At 45.7% G+C, this 24,260-nt stretch carries 14 protein-coding genes and 6 pseudogenes; 14 read left to right on the top strand and 6 right to left on the bottom strand.

Annotated features, from left to right (window positions below):
• Window positions 1-20 precede the first annotated feature (20 nt).
• The 3 genes and pseudogenes from UA76_RS22055 to UA76_RS22045 all read left to right on the top strand — a co-directional run bounded on the left by UA76_RS22055 (window position 21) and on the right by UA76_RS22045 (window position 3,523).
• The gene (locus tag UA76_RS22055) at window positions 21-824 is read left to right on the top strand and encodes a CheR family methyltransferase (protein ID WP_047050026.1); all 804 of its coding nucleotides are present in this window, start codon (window positions 21-23) and stop codon (window positions 822-824) included.
• Window positions 821-1,911, top strand: a pseudogene (locus tag UA76_RS22050) (protein-glutamate methylesterase/protein-glutamine glutaminase). Before UA76_RS22055 ends, UA76_RS22050 begins: the two are co-directional and overlap by 4 nt.
• Window positions 1,904-3,523 (top strand): bifunctional diguanylate cyclase/phosphodiesterase, encoded by a 1,620-nt coding sequence (locus UA76_RS22045; protein WP_047050025.1) that lies wholly within the window; start codon window positions 1,904-1,906, stop codon window positions 3,521-3,523. Before UA76_RS22050 ends, UA76_RS22045 begins: the two are co-directional and overlap by 8 nt.
• 76 nt (window positions 3,524-3,599) lie before the next feature.
• On the opposite strand, the pseudogene UA76_RS22040 reads toward UA76_RS22045, so the two are convergent.
• A pseudogene (locus tag UA76_RS22040) lies at window positions 3,600-5,944 on the bottom strand (YgiQ family radical SAM protein).
• 255 nt (window positions 5,945-6,199) lie between these two features.
• Here UA76_RS22040 and UA76_RS22035 point away from each other — a divergent pair.
• From UA76_RS22035 to UA76_RS22025, 4 genes and pseudogenes are all read left to right on the top strand, one after another.
• Window positions 6,200-8,473: a bifunctional diguanylate cyclase/phosphodiesterase gene (locus UA76_RS22035; protein WP_052772134.1), complete on the top strand. Its 2,274-nt coding sequence runs from the start codon at window positions 6,200-6,202 to the stop codon at window positions 8,471-8,473.
• Between the two features lie 5 nt (window positions 8,474-8,478).
• The gene (locus tag UA76_RS22750; RefSeq protein ID WP_238322384.1) at window positions 8,479-8,655 is read left to right on the top strand and encodes a CBS domain-containing protein; all 177 of its coding nucleotides are present in this window, start codon (window positions 8,479-8,481) and stop codon (window positions 8,653-8,655) included.
• Window positions 8,656-8,775: 120 nt separating this feature from the next.
• Window positions 8,776-9,455 (top strand): annotated as a pseudogene (locus tag UA76_RS22030) (hypothetical protein).
• A gap of 73 nt (window positions 9,456-9,528) precedes the next feature.
• Window positions 9,529-9,729, top strand: coding sequence for a DUF4250 domain-containing protein (locus tag UA76_RS22025; protein ID WP_047050024.1), 201 nt, complete (start codon window positions 9,529-9,531; stop codon window positions 9,727-9,729).
• A gap of 74 nt (window positions 9,730-9,803) precedes the next feature.
• Here the strand turns inward: UA76_RS22025 and UA76_RS22020 are convergent.
• A pseudogene (locus tag UA76_RS22020) lies at window positions 9,804-10,716 on the bottom strand (LysR substrate-binding domain-containing protein).
• Window positions 10,717-11,055: 339 nt separating this feature from the next.
• Between UA76_RS22020 and metE the strand changes: the two are divergent.
• From metE to UA76_RS21990, 6 genes are all read left to right on the top strand, one after another.
• On the top strand, window positions 11,056-13,350 hold the full coding sequence (gene metE / locus UA76_RS22015) for a 5-methyltetrahydropteroyltriglutamate--homocysteine S-methyltransferase (RefSeq protein WP_047050022.1): 2,295 nt from the start codon (window positions 11,056-11,058) through the stop codon (window positions 13,348-13,350).
• Window positions 13,351-13,607: 257 nt separating this feature from the next.
• Entirely contained in the window at window positions 13,608-13,973 is a 366-nt protein-coding gene (locus UA76_RS22010; protein ID WP_047050021.1) for a PilZ domain-containing protein, read from the top strand.
• A 241-nt stretch (window positions 13,974-14,214) separates the two neighbouring features.
• The gene (locus tag UA76_RS22005; RefSeq protein ID WP_047050019.1) at window positions 14,215-15,153 is read left to right on the top strand and encodes an arginase family protein; all 939 of its coding nucleotides are present in this window, start codon (window positions 14,215-14,217) and stop codon (window positions 15,151-15,153) included.
• Between the two features lie 156 nt (window positions 15,154-15,309).
• Window positions 15,310-16,422: a YcjF family protein gene (locus tag UA76_RS22000; RefSeq protein ID WP_047050017.1), complete on the top strand. Its 1,113-nt coding sequence runs from the start codon at window positions 15,310-15,312 to the stop codon at window positions 16,420-16,422.
• A complete protein-coding gene (locus UA76_RS21995; RefSeq protein ID WP_047050016.1) occupies window positions 16,419-18,005 on the top strand; it encodes a GTPase family protein in 1,587 nt (528 codons plus the stop codon). The genes UA76_RS22000 and UA76_RS21995 overlap by 4 nt, the downstream gene beginning before the upstream one ends.
• A 53-nt stretch (window positions 18,006-18,058) precedes the next feature.
• Window positions 18,059-18,766 (top strand): site-2 protease family protein, encoded by a 708-nt coding sequence (locus UA76_RS21990; RefSeq protein WP_047050015.1) that lies wholly within the window; start codon window positions 18,059-18,061, stop codon window positions 18,764-18,766.
• Between the two features lie 59 nt (window positions 18,767-18,825).
• On the opposite strand, the pseudogene UA76_RS21985 reads toward UA76_RS21990, so the two are convergent.
• Window positions 18,826-19,997, bottom strand: a pseudogene (locus tag UA76_RS21985) (multidrug effflux MFS transporter).
• A gap of 115 nt (window positions 19,998-20,112) precedes the next feature.
• Window positions 20,113-20,967, bottom strand: coding sequence for an AraC family transcriptional regulator (locus UA76_RS21980; protein WP_047050014.1), 855 nt, complete (start codon window positions 20,965-20,967; stop codon window positions 20,113-20,115).
• 179 nt (window positions 20,968-21,146) lie between these two features.
• Here UA76_RS21980 and UA76_RS21975 point away from each other — a divergent pair, with 179 nt between their 5' ends.
• On the top strand, window positions 21,147-21,782 hold the full coding sequence (locus tag UA76_RS21975; RefSeq protein ID WP_047050012.1) for an HAD-IA family hydrolase: 636 nt from the start codon (window positions 21,147-21,149) through the stop codon (window positions 21,780-21,782).
• A 75-nt stretch (window positions 21,783-21,857) separates the two neighbouring features.
• On the opposite strand, the pseudogene UA76_RS25040 reads toward UA76_RS21975, so the two are convergent.
• Window positions 21,858-22,803 (bottom strand): annotated as a pseudogene (locus UA76_RS25040) (DUF2860 family protein).
• Between the two features lie 218 nt (window positions 22,804-23,021).
• Window positions 23,022-24,236: a sensor histidine kinase gene (locus tag UA76_RS21965; RefSeq protein WP_238322379.1), complete on the bottom strand. Its 1,215-nt coding sequence runs from the start codon at window positions 24,234-24,236 to the stop codon at window positions 23,022-23,024.
• Between the last annotated feature and the right edge of the window lie 24 nt (window positions 24,237-24,260).

Here is a 24,260-nt window from a genome sequence, read left to right as displayed (position 1 = left end):
ATGGAGCTTAGGAATACGTTATGACCGCTGCGATGAGTGAAATGGATTTCTTACAGGTGCAGCAACTATTTGAAAGGCATACAGGTATTCGTATTGCTGAACATAAACTCACTATGGTTGAAAATCGACTGGCGAGTCGATTGCGCGATTCACAATGCTCGAGTTACACGCAGTACCTAGAACGCATACAGGATGAAAGCGGAAAAACGGAACTTGGGGTTTTTATTGATAGGCTCACCGTTCATGAAACTTACTTTTTCCGAGAGCCTCGTCAGTTTAATTATCTAACTAACTACCTGCAGCAAAAGCAGATTCACCAACCGCTGAAAGTTTGGAGTGCAGCCTGTTCGACAGGAGAAGAAGTTTACAGTTTGGCAATGGTGCTATCGGATGCGTTAGAAGTCAGTAATTGGCAAGTACTGGGCACCGATGTATCAAAGCAAGCAATCGAAACTGCCAAGCGTTGTCAGTATGAGTTGAGCTTAGCGGAAAAAATTCCGAGTTATTACCGCCGAACGTATTGTTTGAAGGGAGTTGGGGAGTTCAGTGATCACTTCATCTTGAGCAAAGCCATCCAGCAACGATGCCAGTTCAAAGTCATGAATCTTATAGAAGACGATGTCGGTGAAACTTTCGACATCATAATGCTGCGTAATGTCCTGATCTACTTTGACCAAAGTACACAACAATCGCTAGCTAAGAAGGTGATTGACCAACTCAACATTGGCGGGTTGCTGCTACTTGGGCACAGCGAAAATATTATAAAAAATCATCCCAACATGGAACCGATAGAAACCTGTATCTATCGTAAGGTAGGAGAATGAAGCCGATTCGAGTATTTATTGTTGATGACTCTGCGGTGATTCGCCAAGTGCTCGGTGAGGTCATCGACAATGAACATGACATGGAGGTCATAGGCTCAGCCCCTGACCCAATACTAGCTTGGCGGAAGATGACTAAAAGTTGGCCCGACGTGGTACTGCTCGATATCGTGATGCCGAAAATGGATGGGATCGCTTTTCTTAAACAGATCATGTCTGAGCGTCCCACGCCAACGGTCATCTGTTCCACCCATACCGAACATCGGCCAGAGTTGACTCTCGAAGCAATGTCGAGCGGGGCGATTGAGGTGATAGATAAACCCCAAGCTCAGCTCACAGAGTTCATCCACTCTCCTGAAGTAAAACAGATATTTAGTGCGTTGCGTAAGGCTGCTCAAGTGACGGTCAAGCCGCTAAAATATACCTCAGAAGAAAGTTTTCGTCAGAAGCATACAGCGGATGTGATTTTAGAATCGAGGCCCCCTGAAAGCTTATTGGAAGAGGGTAAGTTAGACCAGGGTAAGTTGCTGGTGATAGGTGCATCGACAGGTGGCACTGAAGCCCTTAGGTTGCTACTTTCTGAACTCCCAATGAATATGCCGCCTATCGTGATTGTTCAACATATGCCTCCCAAATTCACCCAAGCTTTTGCCGAGCGACTTGATAGTCTTACTCAACATAGTGTTGTCGAGGCGAAAGACGGCCAGAAAGTTGAAAATAGCGTGGTCTACATTGCCCCGGAGATCGCCATGTCACATTGCAGCGCGAAGGTCAGCAACTTTATCTAAACTTAAAAGATGGGCCTATGGTGTCACGTCATAAACCCTCTGTGGATGTGCTTTTTCGGTCAGCCGCTCAAGCTGCTGGAGAAAGAGCGGTTGGCGTTATTCTTACTGGCATGGGAGATGATGGAGCGCAAGGAATGTTAGAGCTCAAAAAGGCAGGGGCAATGACTTTTGCTCAAGACGAAGAGAGCTGCTTGGTGTTTGGAATGCCTAAGGAAGCGGTCGCGAAAGGCGGCGTGAGAGCAGTTTGTTCTCTATCTGCGTTACCCAGTCAAATAACAAAGGCTTTGATGGATCATGAATAATGTAAGTGATCATATTAGTGCGATGGAGATTGCCTACCTGTTGGTGGACAAAGACTTGCGCATTTTGGAGATTTCCCATCAAGCAGAAGTTTTGCTTAGAGTGGGGAAAGGACACAGTTTGGAAGACTGTTCGGTTAGCTTTGTCGATGAAGACTATTACCCCAGAGATGTCTTAAAAGAAGTTCTGGCGAGTGTTGAAAGCCATACAGAACTCAACATTGAGATGGGGATCAATTACCCCGATAGAAATGTGGAATGGACGAAGCTTTTCTTGATTGGATACCGAGATTACTTCATTGTTTATTTAACCGACCTCAATGAACTCATCGCCACCAGAAGACTCAACCGCCAACTTTCCACTCAAGATCCACACACTGGTTTACTTTATCGTGAAGCGTTTCTCTCCAAAATCTCATCTGAGTTTTCTTATGGTTTGGTCTGCTGTGTGCGTATTTGTAACTATCAACGGATCAATGAAATTTGGGGGACGGCGGTTGCGAATCTGGTATTCATGGAAATTCTCGCGCGAGTCAGTAACGAAATTGGCGAAGCCATTTGCAGTAAACACTCCACAGACAGCTTTAACATCTTTATTCCAAGAAGTGTGGATGTGGACATTGAACGCTTTTACGCCGCGCTCAATGAGCCTTTTCACTTCAACGGCCATCACTTCTTCAGCAATGTGGCGTTAGGTTATTACGAAGAAGGGGAAGGCGATCAGCACGAACAGAGCCTAAACAAGGCTGAAATGGCGATTTTAGATGTGTTGTCAGAACGGGTAAGGTTGGCGGAGTTCCAAGAGGCCTTAGCCCGCCAAATTGAGCATCAAAACAACCTTGAAACTGAGTTTCGTGCAGCGATTGCTCAAGATAAGTTAGATGAGCATTTCTTTATTGTTTTTCAGCCGATTCATGAATCAGATAGCGAAGCCGTATGTGGTGCCGAGTGTCTAATTCGTTGGGTTTTGCATGGGCAAATGGTGTCACCGGTAGAGTTTATCCCGATCGCTGAAAAGTTGGGTGACATCGGCATGCTGACTCAATTTAACATTCGTAAGTTAAGTGAGTTAGTAAAGGGACTAGAAGCCAAAGGCATTGACTGTATGGAGCTAATTTTCGCGCTGAATATTAGCGTAGTGGAAATACTCGATGTCGACTTTGTTGATAAGCTGACTGAGTATATTGAACGCCACGATCTATACCCAAGCCAAATTAAGTTAGAACTTACAGAATCAGCGTTGGTAGACAATTTTAATTATGTCAATCAAGTGCTTGAACAGTTGCAGTCGATAGGTTTTAGAGTCTCAATTGATGATTTCGGAACGGGTTTTTCGAGTTTGAGTTACTTGTGTCGCTTGAGCTTTGATGAAATCAAAATCGATAGAGCTTTTGTAACAGAAGTGGTGACGGATGTGCGCCTGCAAACCGTGTTCAACTCCATTGCATCACTGGCGCAAAACTTAGATAGACCAGTGGTAGCCGAAGGGGTAGAAACGCTCGAACAGTTAATTTACGCCCGAGCCAAAAATGTTCAGTACATACAAGGATATTACTTCAGTAAACCACTGGAACACGACGACTTTATTGAGTATGTCCTAAATCGGAAAGACTAACTACATAAGGGCATGGATACAAAAAACCGCCAACGAAGAGTATTCGTTGGCGGTTTTTTAATGGTTAATGTGGGGTTTAACGACGTTTAGGCTTACGGTTTCCACCTTGGCTTTGAGGTTTGCTGTTTTGACCTTGAGGTCTACCCGTATGGCCTTGAGAGCGGTTGCCCTGCGTCTTTTGGCCTTGAGAACCATTGTTCTGGTTTGGGTTGCGGGCGCCATTTTTATTTACGCCTGGCTTACCATCGCTTGATGTTTGCTGCCTTGTTTGTTTCCACTTTGCTTGTTACCACCTTGACGTAATGCCCCAAAGCCAGGTTGGCCTTTGGTGTGTTTGGTCGCGAAGCGGTTAGCGCCGTGGCGTCCTGACTTACGTCTTTGAGCCGGCGTTTTAGAATCAATATCTTCTTCAGGCACTAGGCAGTGAGGTTTGTCACCAATGAGGTGCTTTTTACCCATGTCTGTCAGTGCTTCACGAATGATCTTCCAGTTGTCTGGATCATGGTAGCGAAGTAGTGCTTTATGCAAACGACGTTGACGTTCACCTTTCGCTACAGGCACTTCTTCACGACGCTTGTACTTAACACGCTTAAGCGGGTTTGTTTCTGAGTAATACATCGACGTCGCATTACACATTGGTGATGGGTAGAAGTTCTGAACTTGGTCACACTCAAAGTTGTTCTTTTTCAGCCACAACGCAAGGTTGAGCATATCTTCATCTTCCGTTCCCGGGTGAGCCGAGATGAAGTAAGGAATTAAGTACTGCTTCTTGCCTGCTTCTTCACTGTACTTTTCGAACATCTCTTTGAAGCGGTCATAGGTGCCCATTCCTGGTTTCATCATAAGGTCCAATGGGCCTTTTTCCGTATGCTCTGGAGCAATCTTTAAGTATCCACCAACGTGGTGAGTGACGAGCTCACGAACGTATTCAGGCGATTCAATCGCCAGATCGTAACGCACACCTGAGGCGATCATGACCTTCTTGATACCTTTGACTTTGCGTGCTTCACGGTACAAGTCGATTGTGTGCTTGTGGTCGGTATTGAGCTTGTTACAGATACCTGGGAACACACAAGATGGTCGGCGACAGTTCGCTTCCGCTTTAGGGTCGTTACATCCCAAGCGGTACATGTTTGCGGTTGGACCACCTAGGTCTGAAATGGTGCCCGTGAAACCTGGAACCTTATCGCGAATCTCTTCGAGCTCATTCAAAATCGACTCTTTAGAACGGTTCTGAATGATACGACCTTCGTGCTCTGTGATTGAACAGAATGAGCAGCCACCAAAACAGCCACGCATGATGTTGACCGATGTTTTGATCATGTCGTAAGCAGGGATTTTTGCTTTGCCGTACATAGGGTGAGGAACACGCGCGTATGGCAGGCCAAACACATAATCCATCTCTTCGGTAGAGAGTGGAATTGGCGCTTGGTTGACCCAAAGCTCGCGGTTACCGTGGCGCTGGATCAGCGCACGGCCAGAATATGGATTGGTTTCTAAGTGCAGAATACGGCTAGAGTGCGCGTACAATACACGGTCGTTGTTTAGCTTTTCGAAGGGTGGCAAACGTACAGCAGTCGTTTTCGCATCGTGCCTTGAAGGGCGAATGGTAATGGGTTTCGCCTCTGGCTCTTCGGTTTTCTTGGTATCACACTGCTCCTCAACCTGATAAGGATTTTGAACCACAAATGAGGCTTTGCTTGGTTTCTCGATTCGTGAGGAATCAATCACAGTGTAGCCTTCTGGTAGCTCAGCTAAGTTGACAGCAGTACCGCGAACATTGGTTAGATCAGCAATGTTTTCGCCATCGGCTAAACGATGGGCTACTTCTACAAGGGCGCGCTCGGCATTACCGAACAAAAGAATATCGGCTTTTGCATCAAACAGCACTGAGCGACGAACTTTGTCAGACCAGTAATCGTAGTGAGCCACGCGACGGAGGCTTGCCTCAATACCCCCTAGTACAATAGGCGCATCTTTATACGCTTCGCGACAACGCTGGGAGTAGACCAGTGTTGCGCGATCAGGGCGTTTACCGCCTTCGTTATTTGGCGTGTAAGCATCATCGTGACGCAGCTTTTTATCTGCTGTGTAACGGTTGATCATCGAGTCCATGTTACCTGCGGTAATACCAAAAAATAGATTTGGTTTTCCGAGTTTCATGAAGGCATTTTTATTGCTCCAGTCAGGTTGAGCAATGATGCCAACGCGAAAGCCTTGCGCTTCGAGTAGTCGACCAATGATAGCCATACCAAAACTTGGGTGATCGACGTAAGCGTCGCCAGTCACAATGATAATGTCACAGCTATCCCAACCCAGAGCATCCATCTCTTTTCGACTAGTGGGTAGAAATTTGGCCGTGCCAAAGCACTCTGCCCAATATTTCTTTCGCTCGTGGATAGGAGTTGTGTTGCTGTACATAAAATAACCTCTACTCTAGGGAGCGCGAATTATAGCGACTTGTGGATAGAGTATCTAGCTCAATATCAGTGTGGCTATTGCACTTAAATGATTAAATTAAAGATAGACGATAACGCTTTGTTTATCCGATAGTTTAAATCAATGAAAACTGAGCTCTTGACCTCATTAAATATGCGGATGTTCTGTGAAAATAAACACATACTATCCTAGGCTTATAGTAATGAAGCTTTGTAGCGCTCGTTTGGGAATGAAGATATGGAAAGTCTGGCTAAGCAACATACGATGGCAGAGTTAGTGCGAGACTCCGAGTACGTTTGGACGCTTAATCTAGCGGATAGGTCGTTTAGCTTCGAATCGCTTTGTGAGCAAGATGAATTGAACATTTCCAACGAAGGTCAGACTCTTGCTTCGATGATGCAGATGTTTACTGTACGATCTCAAAGTATCGTAAAGCGCGCGGTTTCTATAGTTTACAAACAAAATCAACCACAAAATGTCCATTGCTGCATTAAAAATGGCGATGATGATCTAGTATTCTGCGATATTTTTATTGAAAAGTTTGGTCATGACATTGTTCAGGGGCACGTAAAACCTCTTATTTTGATACCTAAAAGTCAGTCTTTGGCTGAGTTGTTTGAAACTTTGTTTGAAAACGATCATCACGGCATTGTTCTAGCCGATGCGGATGCCAAAATTATTGCCTGCAACCACTATTTTGAACGTCAATCTGGGTACAAACTCGCCGAGATTTATGGGTTGAATACCAATATCTTCAATGCCGGAAAGCACACAGAAGAAACCTATAAGCAAATGTGGCGGAGCATCACCGAGAAAGGGTATTGGACAGGAGAGCTGATTTCCCGTCACGCGAAAGGGCATACTTATCCTGAATCCATCTCTATTCAAGCGATTGAAATAGACGAACAGCCCAAATACTACTTGGCGATTACGGTTGACCGTTCTAATGATCTCAATCGGTTGCAGGGTCTTGGAAGTGATATCGAGTTGACCACACAACTTCTAAAAAAGCAGGCATTTATTGACACTTTAACACAGCGATGGGCGGATAATCTGTCCAAAGCAGGTCACCTTATCATGGTTATGAAGCCAGACATTAAAGGAGACGACGTTGAGTTAACAGCAGAGATGGCTGTTAACTTAATGGAGAATCCTTGCGCCGAGCTCAATGGTTATTTCGCCGATGGAATTTTTATCGTTGCGCTCGAGTTTAGCCATGACATTAGTCTTGATAAGCACCGTTCATTGCAAGCGAGGCTAAGACGTTACTTTGTTGAGATAAAGAATCGTTCCAAAGTGGGCCATAGCCAGATCCTTAATGGTAAGATAGGCGTATCCGTTTTAGGGCAAGACGCCAACAGTGTATCCAGTGCTATCTCCCATGCAGCTCAAGCCATGATGGAGATGCATGGTGATTCACAAGCCACTTTGTATTTTTACGATCAGGAAATCCACGAAGGCGTTGAAAATCGTAAGAAATACGAGCAGATTGTTTCAGAGGCGATTAAAACAGAAGCCATTGAGGTCTTTTATCAGCCAATTGTTGAAACCAACAGTTGGCAAGTCGTGAAGTTTGAGGCGCTTTGTCGATTCAAATCGGGTGATGAGATCGTGCATCCTACGCAAGAGCTGATCAATACCGCGGAGGACCTTGGCGTTATCAGTGAAGTTGATCGAATTGTTGGCAAGCTTGCGATGCAGCAGTTAGAAAATATCCAGTTCAAATTTGGTGCTGAGATCGGGATCACCGTCAATCGTTCGATCAATACTCATCAGAGCGCCAGTGATATTTTGACCAACACGGCCGAATTGGTGGACACTTACTCAACTCTTCCTGAATACGTGACGATAGAACTCACAGAAAGTGCTTATTTTGATAGCGAGCAATCGCAAAAGGAAGCGTTTAATGAGCTGAGAAAGCATGGCGTGAGTATCGCGATTGACGATTTCGGCACTGGATACTCCTCGTTTAGTTACTTGAGCGACTTTAACTTCGACATACTGAAAGTCGATAAAAAGTTTGTCCAAGATGTCGAAAAACGCACGACCAATTTCCATATCGTCAAAGCCATTACCTACTTGGCTCATACTTTGGGGATCACTGTCGTGGTGGAAGGTGTGGAGTCCAAAGAGCAAGTGGTGGCGTTAAAAGAAATTGGCGTTGATTATATGCAAGGCTATTTCTTCTCTGAACCACTACCGACTTGGGAATTGGAGCAATCTTTTACTTATCGAACCAAGCTCGATGATTTGCTACACGTCAGAGGCCCTCAACAGTACTCCACCATTTATGAGTTAGCGTCTGAGCGTAAGCATACATTAGACCCTGGTGATTTTGTGTCGCTAGCCTACGAGTATTTCCGAGATGAGGTTGCACCAACAGTGCCTGTACTAGACAAGAAACGTTGCGTTGGTATTTTGGGCCGTAGAGAGATCAACCTCTTTCTTACACCAAGAATGGGCACCGATCTAGAGACCAGCAAGAATCACGGCAATGGAAGAGAACTGTGAATCAGATGATGTGCACCGATTTTACTCAACTACCACACGATACTCCTCTACTTGACCTCCTCCAGTGCGCCAAAGAGTACCGCCAGTTCCCTTGGGTTCTGGTGGACGAAAACATGCAGTACAAAGGGATGGTGGATCAAAAAGACGTGCTGAATTATCTAATTGAAACGGGAAATAGCTAGCTTTTTTTGAACTTGCGAGTTGGGTGCTTATGAGTTGAGTGCTTATGGTTGCTTGAGGTCGGTGTTTTGATATTATCCGCGTTTAATGAAATTTATACTTAATCGCGATAGATCCTCGTTATGATTCAAACTCTTCTGACTATTTTCCCTTCCATGTTGCTTGGGGCACAGCTTTTTATCACTTTGATTTTGGTTCGAGGTGAAATCTGCCCAGGACAAAGAGGGCGTTTGCACAAAGCTTTGCCGACATTGGGTATTCTGTGGCTAGCCGTTGCATCTTTGCGTATTGAAGCTTTCATGGTGGTGTTTGCGATTTTCTATTTCTTCTCGCAAGTTCGAACGGGGAAAACACGCGATGCTGGCCCAATTTGGATTCTATATCTTGCGAATGGTTTGGCCCTTGCTTTTGTTGGCATCCAAATCGGTGAACAAAGCAATATCGCATTTTCGCTAGCTTTGTTGGCCAATGTACCTTTTCTGGCGCTGTGTTTACTCAATTGCTGTTGGTTATTGCGCGCTCTCGTTTGCAAGCATTCCACCGAATACTGCCTGTAACGGGTGTGGTGTCGGGTATGGTTATGGCGCTGACAGTTCTGGGTTTTGTTTACGGCTTGACCGACGAAGCGTTGAAAACGATTCTTCCTACCTTATTGATCAGCTTAGCGTTAATGATCACAGGCATCGTGATTTGGTGTTGGCATTTATTCATGGACAAAGAAGTCTCAAAGGGACAACTTGGTGTGGCGCTTGGCGTGATTCTCATTTCTATGACATCTTATGGGGGTTTGGCGAATCTTTAGAGCGATTCACGGCATTGAGCTAAATTAGAAGCTACTCTTTACTTGAGCATTGTATTGGTTAGGAGGGCTTATTATGGATCTCAGTAACGTAGGTAGCTTAGATAGCATCATCTTACTTGGCATTGTGAATGAAAAGCTTCGACTCGAGTGTGATAGCTTTGATGAACTGGTGAGTATGTACGAGATGGACGTAGAAAGTGTAGTCGGCAAGTTGGATGTGCTCGGTTATCAATACGATCCACTGACCAACCAGTTCAAAGCCTACAATCGTTGAACACATTTATAACTACTATATTCCAGATATTAAAAGAGGCGAGAGTGAATCACACTCGCCTCTGTCGTTTTCTCTTAGACCATTTTGATGCCATCTAAATGGCTTTTACATTGCTGTCTTGCCGTAGAGAAGAAGGCCTGCAAGTAGCGTTTGTCTTTTTCGCTGGCGCGCGTTGCTGCAAATAAACGACGCCATAGCCCGTCACCTAAAGGTTTACTGGTGATTAAGCCTTGACGGGAAAACTCACTGATCGCCCAGTTCGGTAGAGCCGCTACACCAAGTCCTGCAGACACCATTTGCACCAACATTAACGTGTTATCTGCTTGCTTCCATTTCTTCACTTCAACGCCATTGGGTTGAAGGAAATGTTTAACCACGTCTAATCGTTGTTTCTGAACTGGGTAGGAGATCATGGTCTCGTTGATTAAGTGATCCGGAGAAATGGTCTCTACATCTGCAAGGGAATGATTAGGCGCGGTAATCAAACGCATTTCGAAGTCGAATAGGGGTTCATAGTGGACTTCAGAACGGGCTTGAATGTCTGAAGTAATGACCAAATCGAGTTCACCAGCCATGAGAGCGGGCAGGGGCTCGAAGCCAAAACCTGAAGAGAAATCCAAAGTCACGCTTGGCCAGGCTACCTGATACTCCTTGAGCGCTGGCATTAGCCATTGGAAACACGAGTGACACTCAATCGCCATGTGCAGCCTACCATTCATGTCTTCTTTCAGGCTTGCTAGGTCGTTCTCTGCTTTTGCTATTCTTGGTAATAAATCATCCGCAAGCTTGAGCAGAATTTCCCCTTCGGTAGTAAAACGCACAGGTCGAGTTTTTACGCAAAAACAGCTGACCACCAATTCGAGCTTCGAGATCTTTGATCTGATGGGAAAGCGCAGATTGAGTCAGATGTAAGGCCGTCGCAGTTGCGGTGAGCGAGCCCGTGTCCCTCAGAGAGTTCAGTGTTCTTAAGTGTTTTAATTCAATCATGAATATCTCTCATAAAATCCATTTCTCTATGAACCTATTTAACTTACGAGTATTTTTCGGAGCTGTAAACATCTAGACGTCTAAAACTTGAGAAAAATACGGTCAAGGTTGATTATGAAATTCCCTCATAATCAATGTGAGTATTTGGAAATTGTTCATCTTCAGGAAACGCGACATAGTTTTAGCCATCCAGACGCCTTATTGAATTTGCCGCTCAATGGCTTTCGACGAGCAAAAGGAAGTGTCTGATACGAATTAGCTTTTTTACGAAATACGCAAGCCCATAAATGCATTTCGTGAACACATAAATACGAATTAGTGAATATAGGGAATTTGGTTATGACAACAACGACTCACATACTTGGCTACCCACGCATAGGCGAAAAACGCGAACTGAAATTTGCATTGGAAAAATACTGGCGCGGTGAAATCGATCAGAATCAACTCAAAGCGGTGGGCTCCGATCTGCGTGAAAAGAACTGGAATGTTCAGAAAGAGGCGGGGCTGAGTTTTGCAACCGCCGGTGATTTTGCTTGGTACGACCATGTCTTAACCACGAGTTTGCTGCTAGGTCATGTACCAAAACGTAATCGCAATGGATTTCCAGACTTAGATACGCTATTTCGAGTTGGTCGTGGCCAATCGCAAAAAAGCTGCGATTGCGCAGGAAGCGCCGCATCGGACATGACGAAATGGTTCAACACGAACTATCACTACATTGTTCCAGAGTTCTCTGAAGACGATACATTTGAGGTGAGTTGGCCTCAGCTGTTTGAAGAAGTAAACCAAGCAATCAAAGCGGGCCATAAAGTTAAGCCAGTGCTACTCGGGCCTGTGAGCTACCTGTACTTAGGTAAAGAAGTGCAAGATGGGTTTGATCGTCTAACTTTGCTGCCAAGGTTGCTGAGCGCCTATCAAAGTATTCTCGCCAAGCTGTCAAAACTGGGTGTTGAATGGGTACAAATCGACGAGCCAGTGCTCGCATTAGAGCTTGATTCTCAATGGGCTGACTCGTTCAAACTGGCTTACCAAGTGCTACAAAGCGACGTGAAACTGCTGCTGACCACCTACTTTGATTCGGTTGACGACACGATTTCTCGCATCATTGAACTACCAGTAAATGGCTTGCACATTGATATTTCAGCAGCGCCTCAGCAACTTGAAACGGTTGCGAGTCAGCTACCGAGTGATTGGGTGTTGTCTGTGGGTGCGGTCAATGGCCGAAATGTGTGGCGTGCAGATTTGGCAGCATTGCACGCAAAACTTGAACCATACAAAGCTAAGCTAGGTGATAAATTGTGGATTGCGAGTTCTTGCTCACTTCTGCATAGCCCAGTTGATCTTGAACTCGAAGAGAAGCTTAGCGGTGAGGTGCGCAGTTGGTTTGCGTTCGCTAAACAGAAAGTGGCCGAAGTAGCGCTATTGGCAAAGGCGCTTGATGGAGACCAAGCGGCCATTCAAGCATGTGAAGATTACAGTGCTCCCTTGGTTGTGCGTCGTTCAGCAGACCATGTCAACAAGCCAACGGTTCAAGCACGACTAAACACCATCGACAAAGCGCTTGCTGAGCGCAGTGCGCCTTATCCAGAGCGAGCTGCGCATCAAGCAGAAGTGTTGGGCTTGCCATTGTTACCAACGACAACGATAGGATCATTCCCACAAACCGACGAAATTCGAGTACAGCGCAGCGCGTATCGCCAAGGTAAGCTGAGTGATGCGGATTATGAGCAAGCGTTGAAGAATCATATTAGCGATGCGGTACGTCGACAAGAAGCGCTTGATTTGGACGTACTCGTTCATGGTGAGGCGGAACGAAACGACATGGTGGAGTATTTTGCAGAGAACTTAGCGGGGTTCCAGACCACTCAATTTGGTTGGGTTCAGAGTTACGGTTCACGCTGTGTTAAACCTGCAGTAGTCGTGGCAGATATCGAACGCGAGAAAGCGATTACCGTGGAATGGTCGACTTATGCTCAATCTCTAACTTCAAAACAGATGAAAGGCATGCTGACCGGTCCGGTGACCATTCTATGTTGGACATTCCCCCGTGAGGACATCACTCGCAAAGAGATCGCTCAGCAGCTCGCGTTTGCATTGCGAGATGAGGTTTCTGACCTCCAGGATGCGGGTATCAACATTATTCAAATTGACGAGCCTGCCATTCGTGAAGGTTTGCCATTGAAAAAGCGTGACCACAGTGAGTATCTGGAATGGGCTGTTGATACCTTTAAGATTTCAGCCGCGAGCGCAAAACCAGAAACACAAATTCATACTCACATGTGTTACAGCGAATTCAACGAGATCATTGAATCGGTCGCAGCTCTAGATGCCGACGTGATTACCATTGAAACCTCGCGATCGAACATGGAGCTACTTAAAGCGTTTGAAGACTTTAACTATCCAAATGAAATTGGTCCGGGTGTGTACGATATCCACTCACCTAATATTCCGAGTGAGCAATGGATTGAAGATCTTCTGCGTAAAGCGGCGGAAAAAATTCCAGCACAGCGTTTGTGGGCTAATCCCGATTGTGGTTTGAAAACTCGAAACTGGGAAGAAACGGAGAAATCGTTGGCTAACCTAGTATCGGCGGCGAAGAACGTGCGTGCTGAATGGGCAGAGCAAGCTGAATAATTAAGAACGGGAGTTCCAAGAGAATGAGTCACTGAGAATACGTAGACTCGGTTGATTCATTACCTGTGCGCCACTGTGTTCATCATTGATGAGCATAGTGGCGTAACTGTTTGAAAGTTATAGAATACAGTCTGGTTTAGGGAGAAGTGCTAAAATATAGTGATGTGACCTGTTAAGGTAGCTCGAAAGTGTTAATCTATGGAAAAGCGCGACCTAATAGGTGCGTAATAGATTAAGACGTAAATCACGGAAGTATTATGACGGAACAAAAGTTTGCCCAGAAACGTCAGTTTTATCGGCTCAAGTATCCCAAACGCGCGATGCCTGTATTGCAGTTAGGCAATCAGCGCTATCGAGTGACAGAGTTGTCAGAGCAGGGGATTCGAGTGTTGATGGAAAACTATTCGATGATGCTCAAAGGCGAACAGATGACAGGCAAGGTGAGTTTGCCCACCGATGACGAAATTTTCATTGAGGGGGCTGTACTTCGTTTTGATGGAGAAGAGGTGATCTTCAAACTGAGTAAAGGGCCATCATTCAAAATCATGGTGCAAGAGCAGCGCAACATCAAAAACAAGTTCCCACACTTCTATTCACTGCTTCGTGCGCAAGTGGTCGTTTGATAGTCGCATAGCCAGTAAATATTCAAGCCAGCGTTCTCGCTGGCTTTTTTATTGCTGCAAGGTTCTACATATTCAGCTAGAGATTCGCAATGCCATTAGTGTTCATTATTTCGCGATATCAATAGCTTAACTATCAATATTACTGATTGGTTACCGGGCTAAAACTTGCACTGTGTCGAAGAATTCTCATTCTTGAGTCGCTACTGTGAGTAGTGAGCACACAAAGTAAGTAAGGATATTTATGGACAAGCTATCTAACAAACGTAGTTTCGATATCATCGGTGCCCCTTTCAACCAATTGGGGTGGGTCACAACTAGCGAAAATACAGTTGATGGCTTGCGACGATCGGACATGGATTGCTGGAATGGTCTTACCGAGTGGATCGACATTCGTAACCGTCGTTGGGGTGCTGATATCGTAGATACAGGGGATGTGGCCGTATCCGACAGCGTGTTTTTTTCAATCAATGCAGATAAAAAAGATCGCGCGTTGGTTGAATACGCGACGGATTTGAAAGAACGTCTACTGGAAAGCTACAAAAATGGCCGTATTCCGATCACCATTGGCGGCGATCACGCTATCGCCGTGGGCACATTACAAGCGACGATGGAGTATTACCAAAAGCAGCAAGGTAAGAAAGTCGCGATTGTTTGGGTGGATGCCCATGCTGATTGCAACACGTTAAAAGACAGTAACCTGCATGGTAAACCTTTGGCGATTATGATGAATCAATATCATCACAACGGCTGGAGCATGCCAAAAGACATTGAAGTGAATCCTAAAGATGTGTATTACGTTGCGGTGCGCGACTGGATGCTTAATGAATACGAGCTTAAAAATGAGCTAGGTATGAAAAACTACGACATGCCAACCATCGACAAGATGGGTATGAATAAAGTGGTTGAAGAGCTGATGGAGAAACTCGAAGCCGAGTACGATCATATCTACTTGTCGTTTGACTATGATGCTCTGGATGGTGCTATGTATCGAGCGTGTGCAACACCTTATGTTGGCGGTCTGTCTGCTCGTGAAGCTCTGCAATTAGTGGATACCGTCTCCTCTAGCGAGAAGTTCGTTGGTGCCGATTTTGTCGAGTATATGCCAGAGCGCGACCCAACCAGCGTATCGAAAGAGGTGATGGTAAAAATAATCGACGCGATTTGGGGATATCGACTCTAACTTCACCAGTGCAGGGTTACTCCATGTCGTGAATTAGATACATTAAAAATCAACCTCTTGGGAACCGCGTGTGAGTTTGCTAGATTAGTGACTCATATGCGGTTTTTCTTTTCTTGGAGAAACATTCCGTTGTGCGATAGAGGTGATAATCCAACGATGCTTGATCAGATCAAACAGTTTATGACGCCTGAGGTGAATACCAATCTCACGCCTGCCCATGAGTATCAGAGAACGCATCTGCCAACCTTGTGGCTGTTGGGCAAGACTGGGGCAGGTAAGTCGACGCTAATCAAAGAAATGACCAATGAAACCGACATCGAAATTGGAAATGGTTTCGCGCCCTGTACCACCACTGCCTCGAGCTATGAATTCCCTGCTGACAAACCCATTATGAAGTTTGTTGATACACGTGGTTTGGGGGAAGCGCACTACGATCCGACCGATGACATTGCCTACCTCGGTGACAGTGCGAATGTGCTTATTGTCGTGATGCGCTTAGATGATCCTGAGCAGAGCGATGTACTTGCAGCGTTAAAGCAGATTAAGAAGCAGCGTAAGCAACAAATAATGTTGCTGGTTCTGACTACGTTGCATACCCTTCACGCCAACGAGCTGAAACGATTGTCGTCGTTTCAGCAGCAACAGGTAGAGAAAGTCTGGGGAGAGTTTACTTCGGTTAATGTTCAACTCTCTCATCAAACCGTTTCGTCTGAAAGCTATGCAGATTTGGTTGATGCCCTTGCCGAGCTTTTACCTTCCGTTGGTCTAGTTATAGAAAAGCAAGAACACTCTACGATTGAAGAGCAAAATTTTGTTCGTTTAGAGAAAGAAGTGCTTTGGTATAGCGGAACCGCATCGGCCAGCGACCTTATTCCCGCGGTAGGGCTTGTCACCGTGCCTGCGATACAGGGCAAAATGCTTCATAGTCTTGCCGCTCAATATGATGTCGCATGGAACAAGCGTGTTCTTAGTGAGTTAATCGCTTCTCTAGGCAGTAGTTTTGCGGTGCAGTACTCGGTGAAATTAGGTGCTCGGCAACTAGTGAAACTGATACCGGGCTGGGGGCAAACCGTGGGCTCGGTCAGCGCTGCAGCGATAAGTTTCGCAACGACCTATGCCCTAGGGCGCGCAGCGTGTTACTACTTCTATCAGCGCCAGAAAGGTGAAGCGATTGATAATCAAACTCTACAAAGTCTGTACAAACGATCATTGAGCAAAGCTAAAACTGAAGCCAAAGCAAAAACGGAATCAGAGCGAGATAAGTCATGAAAAAAAGCACCAACCTTTTGATATTGCTTGCCCAGTTGTCTGGTGGTCGCTGGACCATCGCGATGATTTCAGCCTTGTTCCCCGTATTGATTACTATGGGTTTTGGTGTCGTTCTTGCTTTTCAGCATGGCTACATTCTTCACTTATCGCTGGCGATTGCAGCAAGCACACTGGTTGTCACAATACCTCTTTACTTTCTCAGTCGCTCGCTGCCGAAGGATGAAGATGCTGAACCGTCAAATGTTGCTGATAAGATTGCAGCTATCGAGCAAGAATTAGTCTCGCCGCCAGAAGACTGGTCGCAACGCGAAATTCAACTTTGGCATAAAACACGAGCTTATGCCTATCAATTGCTAGAGCAAAATGATGCGTGGGGAGACATCGATACCTTGAGTTTGGATGCGGTCGCTTTCGTCTCTGAGCAATATGGCAAAAAGGCGCTCGACTTTTCTGTTCCTGAAGGGCTCAAATTGTTCGAGGAAGTGAGCCGCCGTTACAACAAAACCGTGAAGGAGTACATTCCTGCGGTTGAGCTGATTAAGGTGTCGCACATTAAAGCAGGCTATGAAGCCTATGATAATTATGGTGAATTGGGTAAGAAACTGGTCCAGAGCGCCATTTGGATTAACCACGCGAAGAACATTTACTTCAACCCACTGAAGTTCGTCACCGATGTGAGCAAACAACAAGTAACTTCGAGTATGACGAAAGGGTTGATTGAAGAGATTCAGCTTAAGTCGAAACATGCGCTGTTAGATGAAGTTGCAGCCGTAGCGATTGATCTTTACAGCGGACGTTTTCGATTTGAAGAACAAGATATTGAAGCGAGCCTAGTTGCCGATGAAGATATTCAAAACAGTGCAAAAGCGCTAGAACCGATTCGTATTGTCATTACGGGTCAAACGGGTGCAGGCAAATCCTCTTTAGTGAACCTGCTTCTTAACCAAACAACGGCAGAAGTGGATACGTTACCTTCCACTGATGGTGTGACAGCTTATCGATTCGAGCTAAGAGATAAAGAAATTACGCTGGTGGATACGGCCGGGCTTGATGGTACAAAAGAGGCGAGTGAAGCGGCACTTAAGCAGATGACTCAAGCTGATTTAGTCCTTTGGGCACTAAGAGCAAATCAGCCGGCTAAGTCTCTTGATACTAAACTGTATCAGTCATTTACTGAGTTTTATGAACAGCGAGAGAATGTATCGCGCAGAGAACCTGAACTGCTTGGCGTTGTCACTCAAGTCGATAAGTTAGTGGGAGAGGGTACTTGGCAGCCGCCTTATGATCTTAAAGACCAAACCGATCCGGTTAGCCAATTGATTCATCAAGCCGTTGAGCATAACCGTAAGCTCATGAACAATATTGTCGCGCTGCCTTTGGCGCTGGTTGACGAAGATGAAGAGAGCTTAGGCTTAGATGCATTGAAAACAGCGCTTCAAGATAGATTTGGGCGGATGTCTCAAGTACAACGCAATCGTCAAAGAGTCGAAGCAACGCAAAAGAAACCACCGCTAAAACAGCAGGCCAAACGGGTGGGAAAATCAGTCAAGGCGCTCGCGAAGCAAGTGAAGTGGTGGCGTTAAAGTCGCATGTTGAATCAGAGAAGCTTGGATTACTTTTAAAGGGAAAGGTGTAAATGGAATACATTGGTTTTTTTCTGATTGTTCTGCTGCTCGTGACTGTTCACGAGTTCGGTCACTTTGCTGCCGCCAAACTGTTCAAACTGCCCGTCGAGCTCTTTTCATTGGGGTTTGGCAAGCCAATCTATCAAACACATGTTTGGGGATGTGAATTCCGATTATCGCAGATTCCTTTGGGTGGTTACGTCAAACTACAACTGGATCACGACGAAGACTTTTACCAAATAGCGGCCACCAAACGAATAGGGTATTTCTTGGGTGGCCCTATCGCAAATCTGTTGCTGGCTTGGTTGCTAGTTGCTCTTGCAAATCTAACTTCAGGCCAGGCTCCTAACCTTCAGACGCTTATCACATCCGTTGACCAAACCGTGTATGTAGTTCGGTTTTTGTTTGAGCTTATTGGTACCGCAGTAGCAGAGCCTTCTCAGTTGTCGGGTTTGATCAATACAGTGTTAGTCGGCGGGCAGGTAATGGGGGCAGAGCTTTATCAGCTGTTCTATTTTCTGGCTCTACTCAGCGTTAACTTAGGCTTGTTTAACCTACTGCCGATTCCGCCGCTTGATGGCGGTAAAGTCCTGTTGATCCTCATAGAGCGATACAACAGTAGAGGTATCGAGTTAGGCTTGAATTTAACAGGCTGGGTGGTAGTACTTGGTTTGATTGTCTTCACTACGGCGAGTGATGTCGTTCGTTTGGTTTACTGAATCCTTTATTGAACTCTGTTCCTGAGAATCGACATGTCGTTATTGTTAAACGCTTAGTTTTATGGGCTCGCTTTAAAGCCACGGGAGATGTTACTCAGTGTAATTAGGGCAAAAATTCCAATCACTATCGCTAATTGCCAAGTGAATTGAAGCCCGAGCTGAGTGAGTCCCATGCTGACAATCGCTGAAACCAGCATTTGGCCACCTCCTGCCATTGCTGCGGCTGCACCCGCTCTCTTTTTATAAGGTTGAAGCAGCATGGTTTGGGCGCAAGGCAGCGCGATACCATTACCCAGAATCATCAGCAGTTGACCAAACATCACATACAGAGGTTCAAGCGGACAAAGCAGCAACCAAAGCGCCGCAGCAATATGCAGACACGGCGACCAATACAGCATGGCTTTTGTGCCAATTCTAGGCCTAAATCGGTTACATAAGCTGGTGCCGAACAACATGCCTAGCGCTGGAATCAAGGCCCACAAGGCGTACTCGTCCGACTCCATTCCAATTTGGTTTTGCATGATAAAGGGCATGACCGACACAGCGGTGATCATCAAACTAAAATTTAGCCAACTTATCATCGCGAAACTCACAAAGTACTTGGATGTCATTAGTACCTTGTATTGCTTTAGTATGGCCGCGGGCGATGGGATGGGCTGCGCTGTTTACGAGTGTCATCGAACAAGCCCAAAAGCAGACACCAAAGCGATTGCGACATAGCCAAGTAACGAAACAAACACCATCAGCAGCCAAAGTGATGGTTGATGAACCCGCCAATAACTGGGGCAAAGAGAGGCGTCACGGAAGCGGCCATGGCTATGTAGCCGAGGGCTTTTGCTAAATGATCGCCACTGTGGCTGTCGCGGATGGTCGCCCGTGCTAAAACTGCGCAGCATCCTGTACCAATGCCTTGTAATAGACGCCCGAGCACCAAAGCTTCAAATGAGTCGTGAAACAGAGTGATGCTGATAAGGCCCGCGAGTGCGATGAAAAGGCCAAACAGCAACACTCTCTTTCGACCCAAAGAGTCAGAAACTGGCCCATAGATGAATTGAGAAGGCCCAAACCCAAACAAGTAGACACTGACCAGTAGTTGAGCTTGATCTAGGGTGATGTCAAAGTCTTTCGCGATCCAAGGTAAGGAAGGAAAAACAAGCCCCATACTGAGCTGACCGATACTGATGATCAAACAGGCGAGGGCGAGAACGCGATAATTGACTTGAGGGTTCATAAGATACTGAATTAGATACGACTTTGTTAGCTTATCATTTTTAAGTGATTACTGTCGCAATTTTAGTGCGCCTTTGCTTGGTCTGGTTTGAATGAAACAGAAGCCATAAAACGGTTTAGTTAGAGAACCTCACACGGTACTCATTGGGTGTTAGGCCCTTGTACGCTTTGAACAACCGGTTGAAGTTAGAGAGGTTGTGGTAGCCCACCATGCTTGATATGTGGCTGACGGTTAACTGGGTTGTTTCCAACAGGTGGGCAGCTTGGCTTAACCGTATCTTCTTCAGTCTTTGGCTAAAGGTTTCGCCAAAATGCTTTTTGAATATTCGGTTAACGGTGCGCTCGCTACAGTAAACGTGCTTTGAGAGGTCGCTTAAATTGATCTCTTTGGTGTAGTTGTTATCCAGAAATTGGGAAATCGCTTCAACCCGATCTTTTTCATCGTCAAAGGTAGAACTGCGGGTAGCACTGAGAATCACTTTGTCGTGATCCTGCGAGATAAGTGAGAATACCCGAATCAGCACGGAAAGTTGCTCCAAACTGGACATTTTGTAATCGATTTGATTCACGGCCTCTTTGGCCAGTTTTGATGTGACGTGAGAGAACAGTATACCTTTCTCAGGTTTGCTGAACATGTTGGCCAACTTTCCCATCTCATTGCAATACACCAACATGCTCGACAGCCAGTCTTTATCTATCCATAAACTGTGCCGTTCGGGCTGGCATGTTTGGTCAAGGATTTCGAGTTTTCTTAGATCGTGAGAGACGTTGGGAGGGATGAGTATCAGCGAGCATGGATTAACCTCAATGTCGATGTTGCCTACTTGAACTGTGCCGTGATAATTGAATAGCAATAACAGCTCATACTCACGATGAAAGTGTAATGCGGTACTTTCTGGTGCTGCTATGTCATTGTGGTGGCGCCACGAGTATCCGGGTCTGATCAATGTTTTGGTCGAGATCGCTTTCATTCAAATCCTGCTGGTTGACGACATTTTTGGGTGATTCGATAAAAATGTCCATTTAGTACTACCAAATGTCGTCAAAGTATAACCTTTGGCTCTCTATCTCGCTAATAATAGACACAGAGCTTAGCTAAACTCCACATCACCAATAAATAATTTAATAAATAACAAAGAGTTATTCTGTTATGACCAAAAACTACAGAAAGTTTATTTTTGATATGGACGGCACTCTAGTTGATTCGAAAGAGTCGGTTGAGAAAGCGTGGCGAGCATGGGCGGAAAAACACGATTTGGACTTAGCGGCTATTTTGGAAACATCACACGGACGCCCGAGTGAGGAAGTAATCCAAGAGTTTATGCCGCATTTGGACCCCATCCAAGAAGCTCAGTGGCTCGAAGACATCGAACTTCAAAATGTTGGCTCGGTTCAGGCGATTCGTGGCGCGGTAGAATTTTTGAGTCTACTCCAACCAGACGAGTGGGGGATGTTTACTTCTGCGCCAAAAGAACTGGCAGTGCAGCGACTTAAAGCAGCCGGTATCGACATTCCCAATGTGTTCATTACGGTTGAAGACGTGACATTGGGTAAGCCTAATCCAGAGGGCTACCAGTTAGCGGCTCAGCGTCTCGGTGCTAAGCCTTGCGAATGTTTGGTCTTCGAAGATGCACCAGCGGGCATTCAGTCGGGGTTGAGTGCGGGTTGTGATGTCATCAACATCACCGCTGCTGCCCCATATGCTTATTCTGCGATAGGGTGCGAACCTGCCGAAGATTACTATGGCGTTTCGGTAAACCTAAACGGCAGGCTGCTGTCTCTTTGAATGTTCGAGAGTCTTATTTCAATGATGTAGATGCTATGGTTTGAATATTATGACTTAGATGTAATGACTTCGTGACTAGAAACGATATTGAGCGCCAACCGTGACCAGATACTCTTCTTGATCATAGAAGTCGAGGTTTGAATCCACCCAGTCCCAGCCACCGCGAGCGATGAAAAGCGCATTAGACCAGTTGAAGGGCGCGGCATATACGTAAGTGGCCGACAAACCGTATCGGTTGTCTTTTTGCGTTTCTTCGAAGATTGGGTGAGTATCATCAAAGCGTTGCTGACCTGCGTTCAAGGCGAGCATGGTAATGTGTCTGCCTTGGCGTCTCTCAATCTCAAATTCAGTATTGTATCGCTGGCTTGTTTTAGCCGAGCCTTGCGCATCAACATCGAGTAAACTGGCTAACCAACCCATGCTCCATTTCGCAGACAAATCTTTGGCATAGCTGATCTCAGCAAATCTAAGGTCAGAATCCCGCTGTAGCGGATACGCTCTTTTCTTGGTCGACTTGGTATTTACCCAACGCAAGCTCAAGTGACCAATCAGACCCTAATATTTGATCATAATTGGCAACGATGCCTTGCACCGCTGAGTCGGTAGTTTCTCTGCTTGCGCCAAGTTGATACGGGTTCTGCCAGACCTCTTTTTCAAGCAAGCCGGGGACAAATCCGAGAGCGAGTTGTGAGCCATCGTCTAAAGAGTAGCGATACCCAGTCTGCAGATAGAAATCATTGGCCATACCGACGATATCCGTATTGAAGTAGAGTTCGTACTTTGGGTTGAAACGATAAGCGATATCCCAATAGGGAATCACCACCGCTTGGTTTTCATTGTCAGCGCTTGCTTCATAGCCACCAACCGAGGCATTGGTTTCGGTACTGAGGTTGGAGTTAGTACCTTGAGCACCAAAGAAAAGGCTAAAGTTTCCGTAAAAGCCCTGTGTGGGAGTTTCTTGGTTCGCAAGCGAGGGTGTATGAATGAGTGTGAGCGCAATGGCAAGATAGAGGCGTCGCATTGTTAGGCTGTCCTTGTCGGTTAAGAGAGCCGCAAGGTTAACTAATCCAATGTCACAACTGGGTCACAACAAACTGACCTACTATGAGCAATGCTAGTCAACGCCACCAAAACCACTATAGCGATTGATGAACGCCTAAAAATATACGATAGTGGTGGCTTTGCTGTCCCCAACCGACCGCGAGTAGAGCCAGTTAGCGCTGTTGCAAACAGCCGATATTATCGACTCACCATGGCCAAAGCCTTTGCTTGCGCCTCTAAAATATCATTCTCAATGATTAACCTTCGTCCTCGCTGCGACATTGTGACACTAGTGTGGCTGTAGCTAAAGGCGTTACGGATGAGGTTTGATATCACCACACCAGCGAAATGTTCTTCAACGAGAAAGTCGCTCTCGTCTTTTGGCGTAAATGTGATTGATTGGTCGTTGAGTAAGTGTTGATGCTGTTCGATGGTAGCTTGAATGATCTCTAGGATGGATTTCAATGATTGCTGTTGGTGCTCTTCACGGCCAATGAGCAGGAAAGTGTTGATCAACTCATTCATTTCACGGTTTGCTTTTTGGATTCGTTGAATCACTTGCAATCTCTTATGACTTGTAGCTTCTTGCGCTAATGGTTTATCACTAAGCAGTCTTGAAGCAGGTTCGTGTGATGCCTGCGCTTCCGTCATGATAAGCAAGTCTGTCGCACCCTGAATGATGTGAACAGGAGTACGAAGTTCGTGGCTTGCAAAGCGGGTAAATTGCTGTTCCCTTTGGAGAAATGCTTGAATCCGAGCGAAAGATTCTTGATAGGCGCGATGTAAATCGCCGATTTCATCCCTTCGATGATTGGTACTGGCAATTGATTTGCTCGTGTTTTGCGGCGCTTTGACCTGTTCAACCAAATCTAAAATCGGAGCACTGAAACGTTTTGATATGATGTGCGCGGTGACTAACCCTAAAAGCATCACAAGCAACATCATATAACCTACATAAGCTAATACGCCGTCACCATAATTCACCATTTCAGGATCGATATCAGGTAGGTAGACTAAGTGTATCCAAGGCCTATCTTGTGAAAGGCTATGTAAAGGGGATTCAAATGTAGCGACGTGAGCGTTACTGAGTTCAAACTCCTCAATGCCAATGCGATTAATGGCGTTGAGGAATTGGGGCTTGTTTGCATCTTCGAAGGCATAGATCTGGATATGTTGAGCTGTGGCTGGTGCGTGATTATTTGTCTGCTCGGTCTTATGTATCCACTGGGACTGCATTACGCTGACGCGCTGATTAATAAAGCTGTCTGCTGCAATTTCGGTTGCCGCCCAACCAATTACACCAATGCCAATCGCCACCACCAGCATTAAGAGAGAAATGATGCTAAACACTTGGTGGCGTATATGGCTGCGATACCAGTTTGCCAACCAAGTGAATGGTTTGAATATCATCATATTAGATGTCAGTGAGTTAGATGT

The sequence above is a fragment of the Vibrio mexicanus genome, assembly GCF_001012815.1.
Classification (GTDB): Bacteria; Pseudomonadota; Gammaproteobacteria; order Enterobacterales; family Vibrionaceae; genus Vibrio; species Vibrio mexicanus.
This window is presented reverse-complemented; position numbering and strand designations above follow the sequence as displayed.

What these genes read in the sequence shown, in the direction of transcription:
- UA76_RS22055 (WP_047050026.1), top strand. Translation starts at nt 21, where the DNA reads ATGACCGCTGCGATGAGTGAAATGGATTTCTTACAGGTGCAGCAACTA.
- UA76_RS22045 (WP_047050025.1), top strand. Translation starts at nt 1,904, where the DNA reads ATGAATAATGTAAGTGATCATATTAGTGCGATGGAGATTGCCTACCTG.
- UA76_RS22035 (WP_052772134.1), top strand. Translation starts at nt 6,200, where the DNA reads ATGGAAAGTCTGGCTAAGCAACATACGATGGCAGAGTTAGTGCGAGAC.
- UA76_RS22750 (WP_238322384.1), top strand. Translation starts at nt 8,479, where the DNA reads ATGATGTGCACCGATTTTACTCAACTACCACACGATACTCCTCTACTT.
- UA76_RS22025 (WP_047050024.1), top strand. Translation starts at nt 9,529, where the DNA reads ATGGATCTCAGTAACGTAGGTAGCTTAGATAGCATCATCTTACTTGGC.
- metE (WP_047050022.1), top strand. Translation starts at nt 11,056, where the DNA reads ATGACAACAACGACTCACATACTTGGCTACCCACGCATAGGCGAAAAA.
- UA76_RS22010 (WP_047050021.1), top strand. Translation starts at nt 13,608, where the DNA reads ATGACGGAACAAAAGTTTGCCCAGAAACGTCAGTTTTATCGGCTCAAG.
- UA76_RS22005 (WP_047050019.1), top strand. Translation starts at nt 14,215, where the DNA reads ATGGACAAGCTATCTAACAAACGTAGTTTCGATATCATCGGTGCCCCT.
- UA76_RS22000 (WP_047050017.1), top strand. Translation starts at nt 15,310, where the DNA reads ATGCTTGATCAGATCAAACAGTTTATGACGCCTGAGGTGAATACCAAT.
- UA76_RS21995 (WP_047050016.1), top strand. Translation starts at nt 16,419, where the DNA reads ATGAAAAAAAGCACCAACCTTTTGATATTGCTTGCCCAGTTGTCTGGT.
- UA76_RS21990 (WP_047050015.1), top strand. Translation starts at nt 18,059, where the DNA reads ATGGAATACATTGGTTTTTTTCTGATTGTTCTGCTGCTCGTGACTGTT.
- UA76_RS21980 (WP_047050014.1), bottom strand. Translation starts at nt 20,967, where the DNA reads ATGAAAGCGATCTCGACCAAAACATTGATCAGACCCGGATACTCGTGG.
- UA76_RS21975 (WP_047050012.1), top strand. Translation starts at nt 21,147, where the DNA reads ATGACCAAAAACTACAGAAAGTTTATTTTTGATATGGACGGCACTCTA.
- UA76_RS21965 (WP_238322379.1), bottom strand. Translation starts at nt 24,236, where the DNA reads ATGATGATATTCAAACCATTCACTTGGTTGGCAAACTGGTATCGCAGC.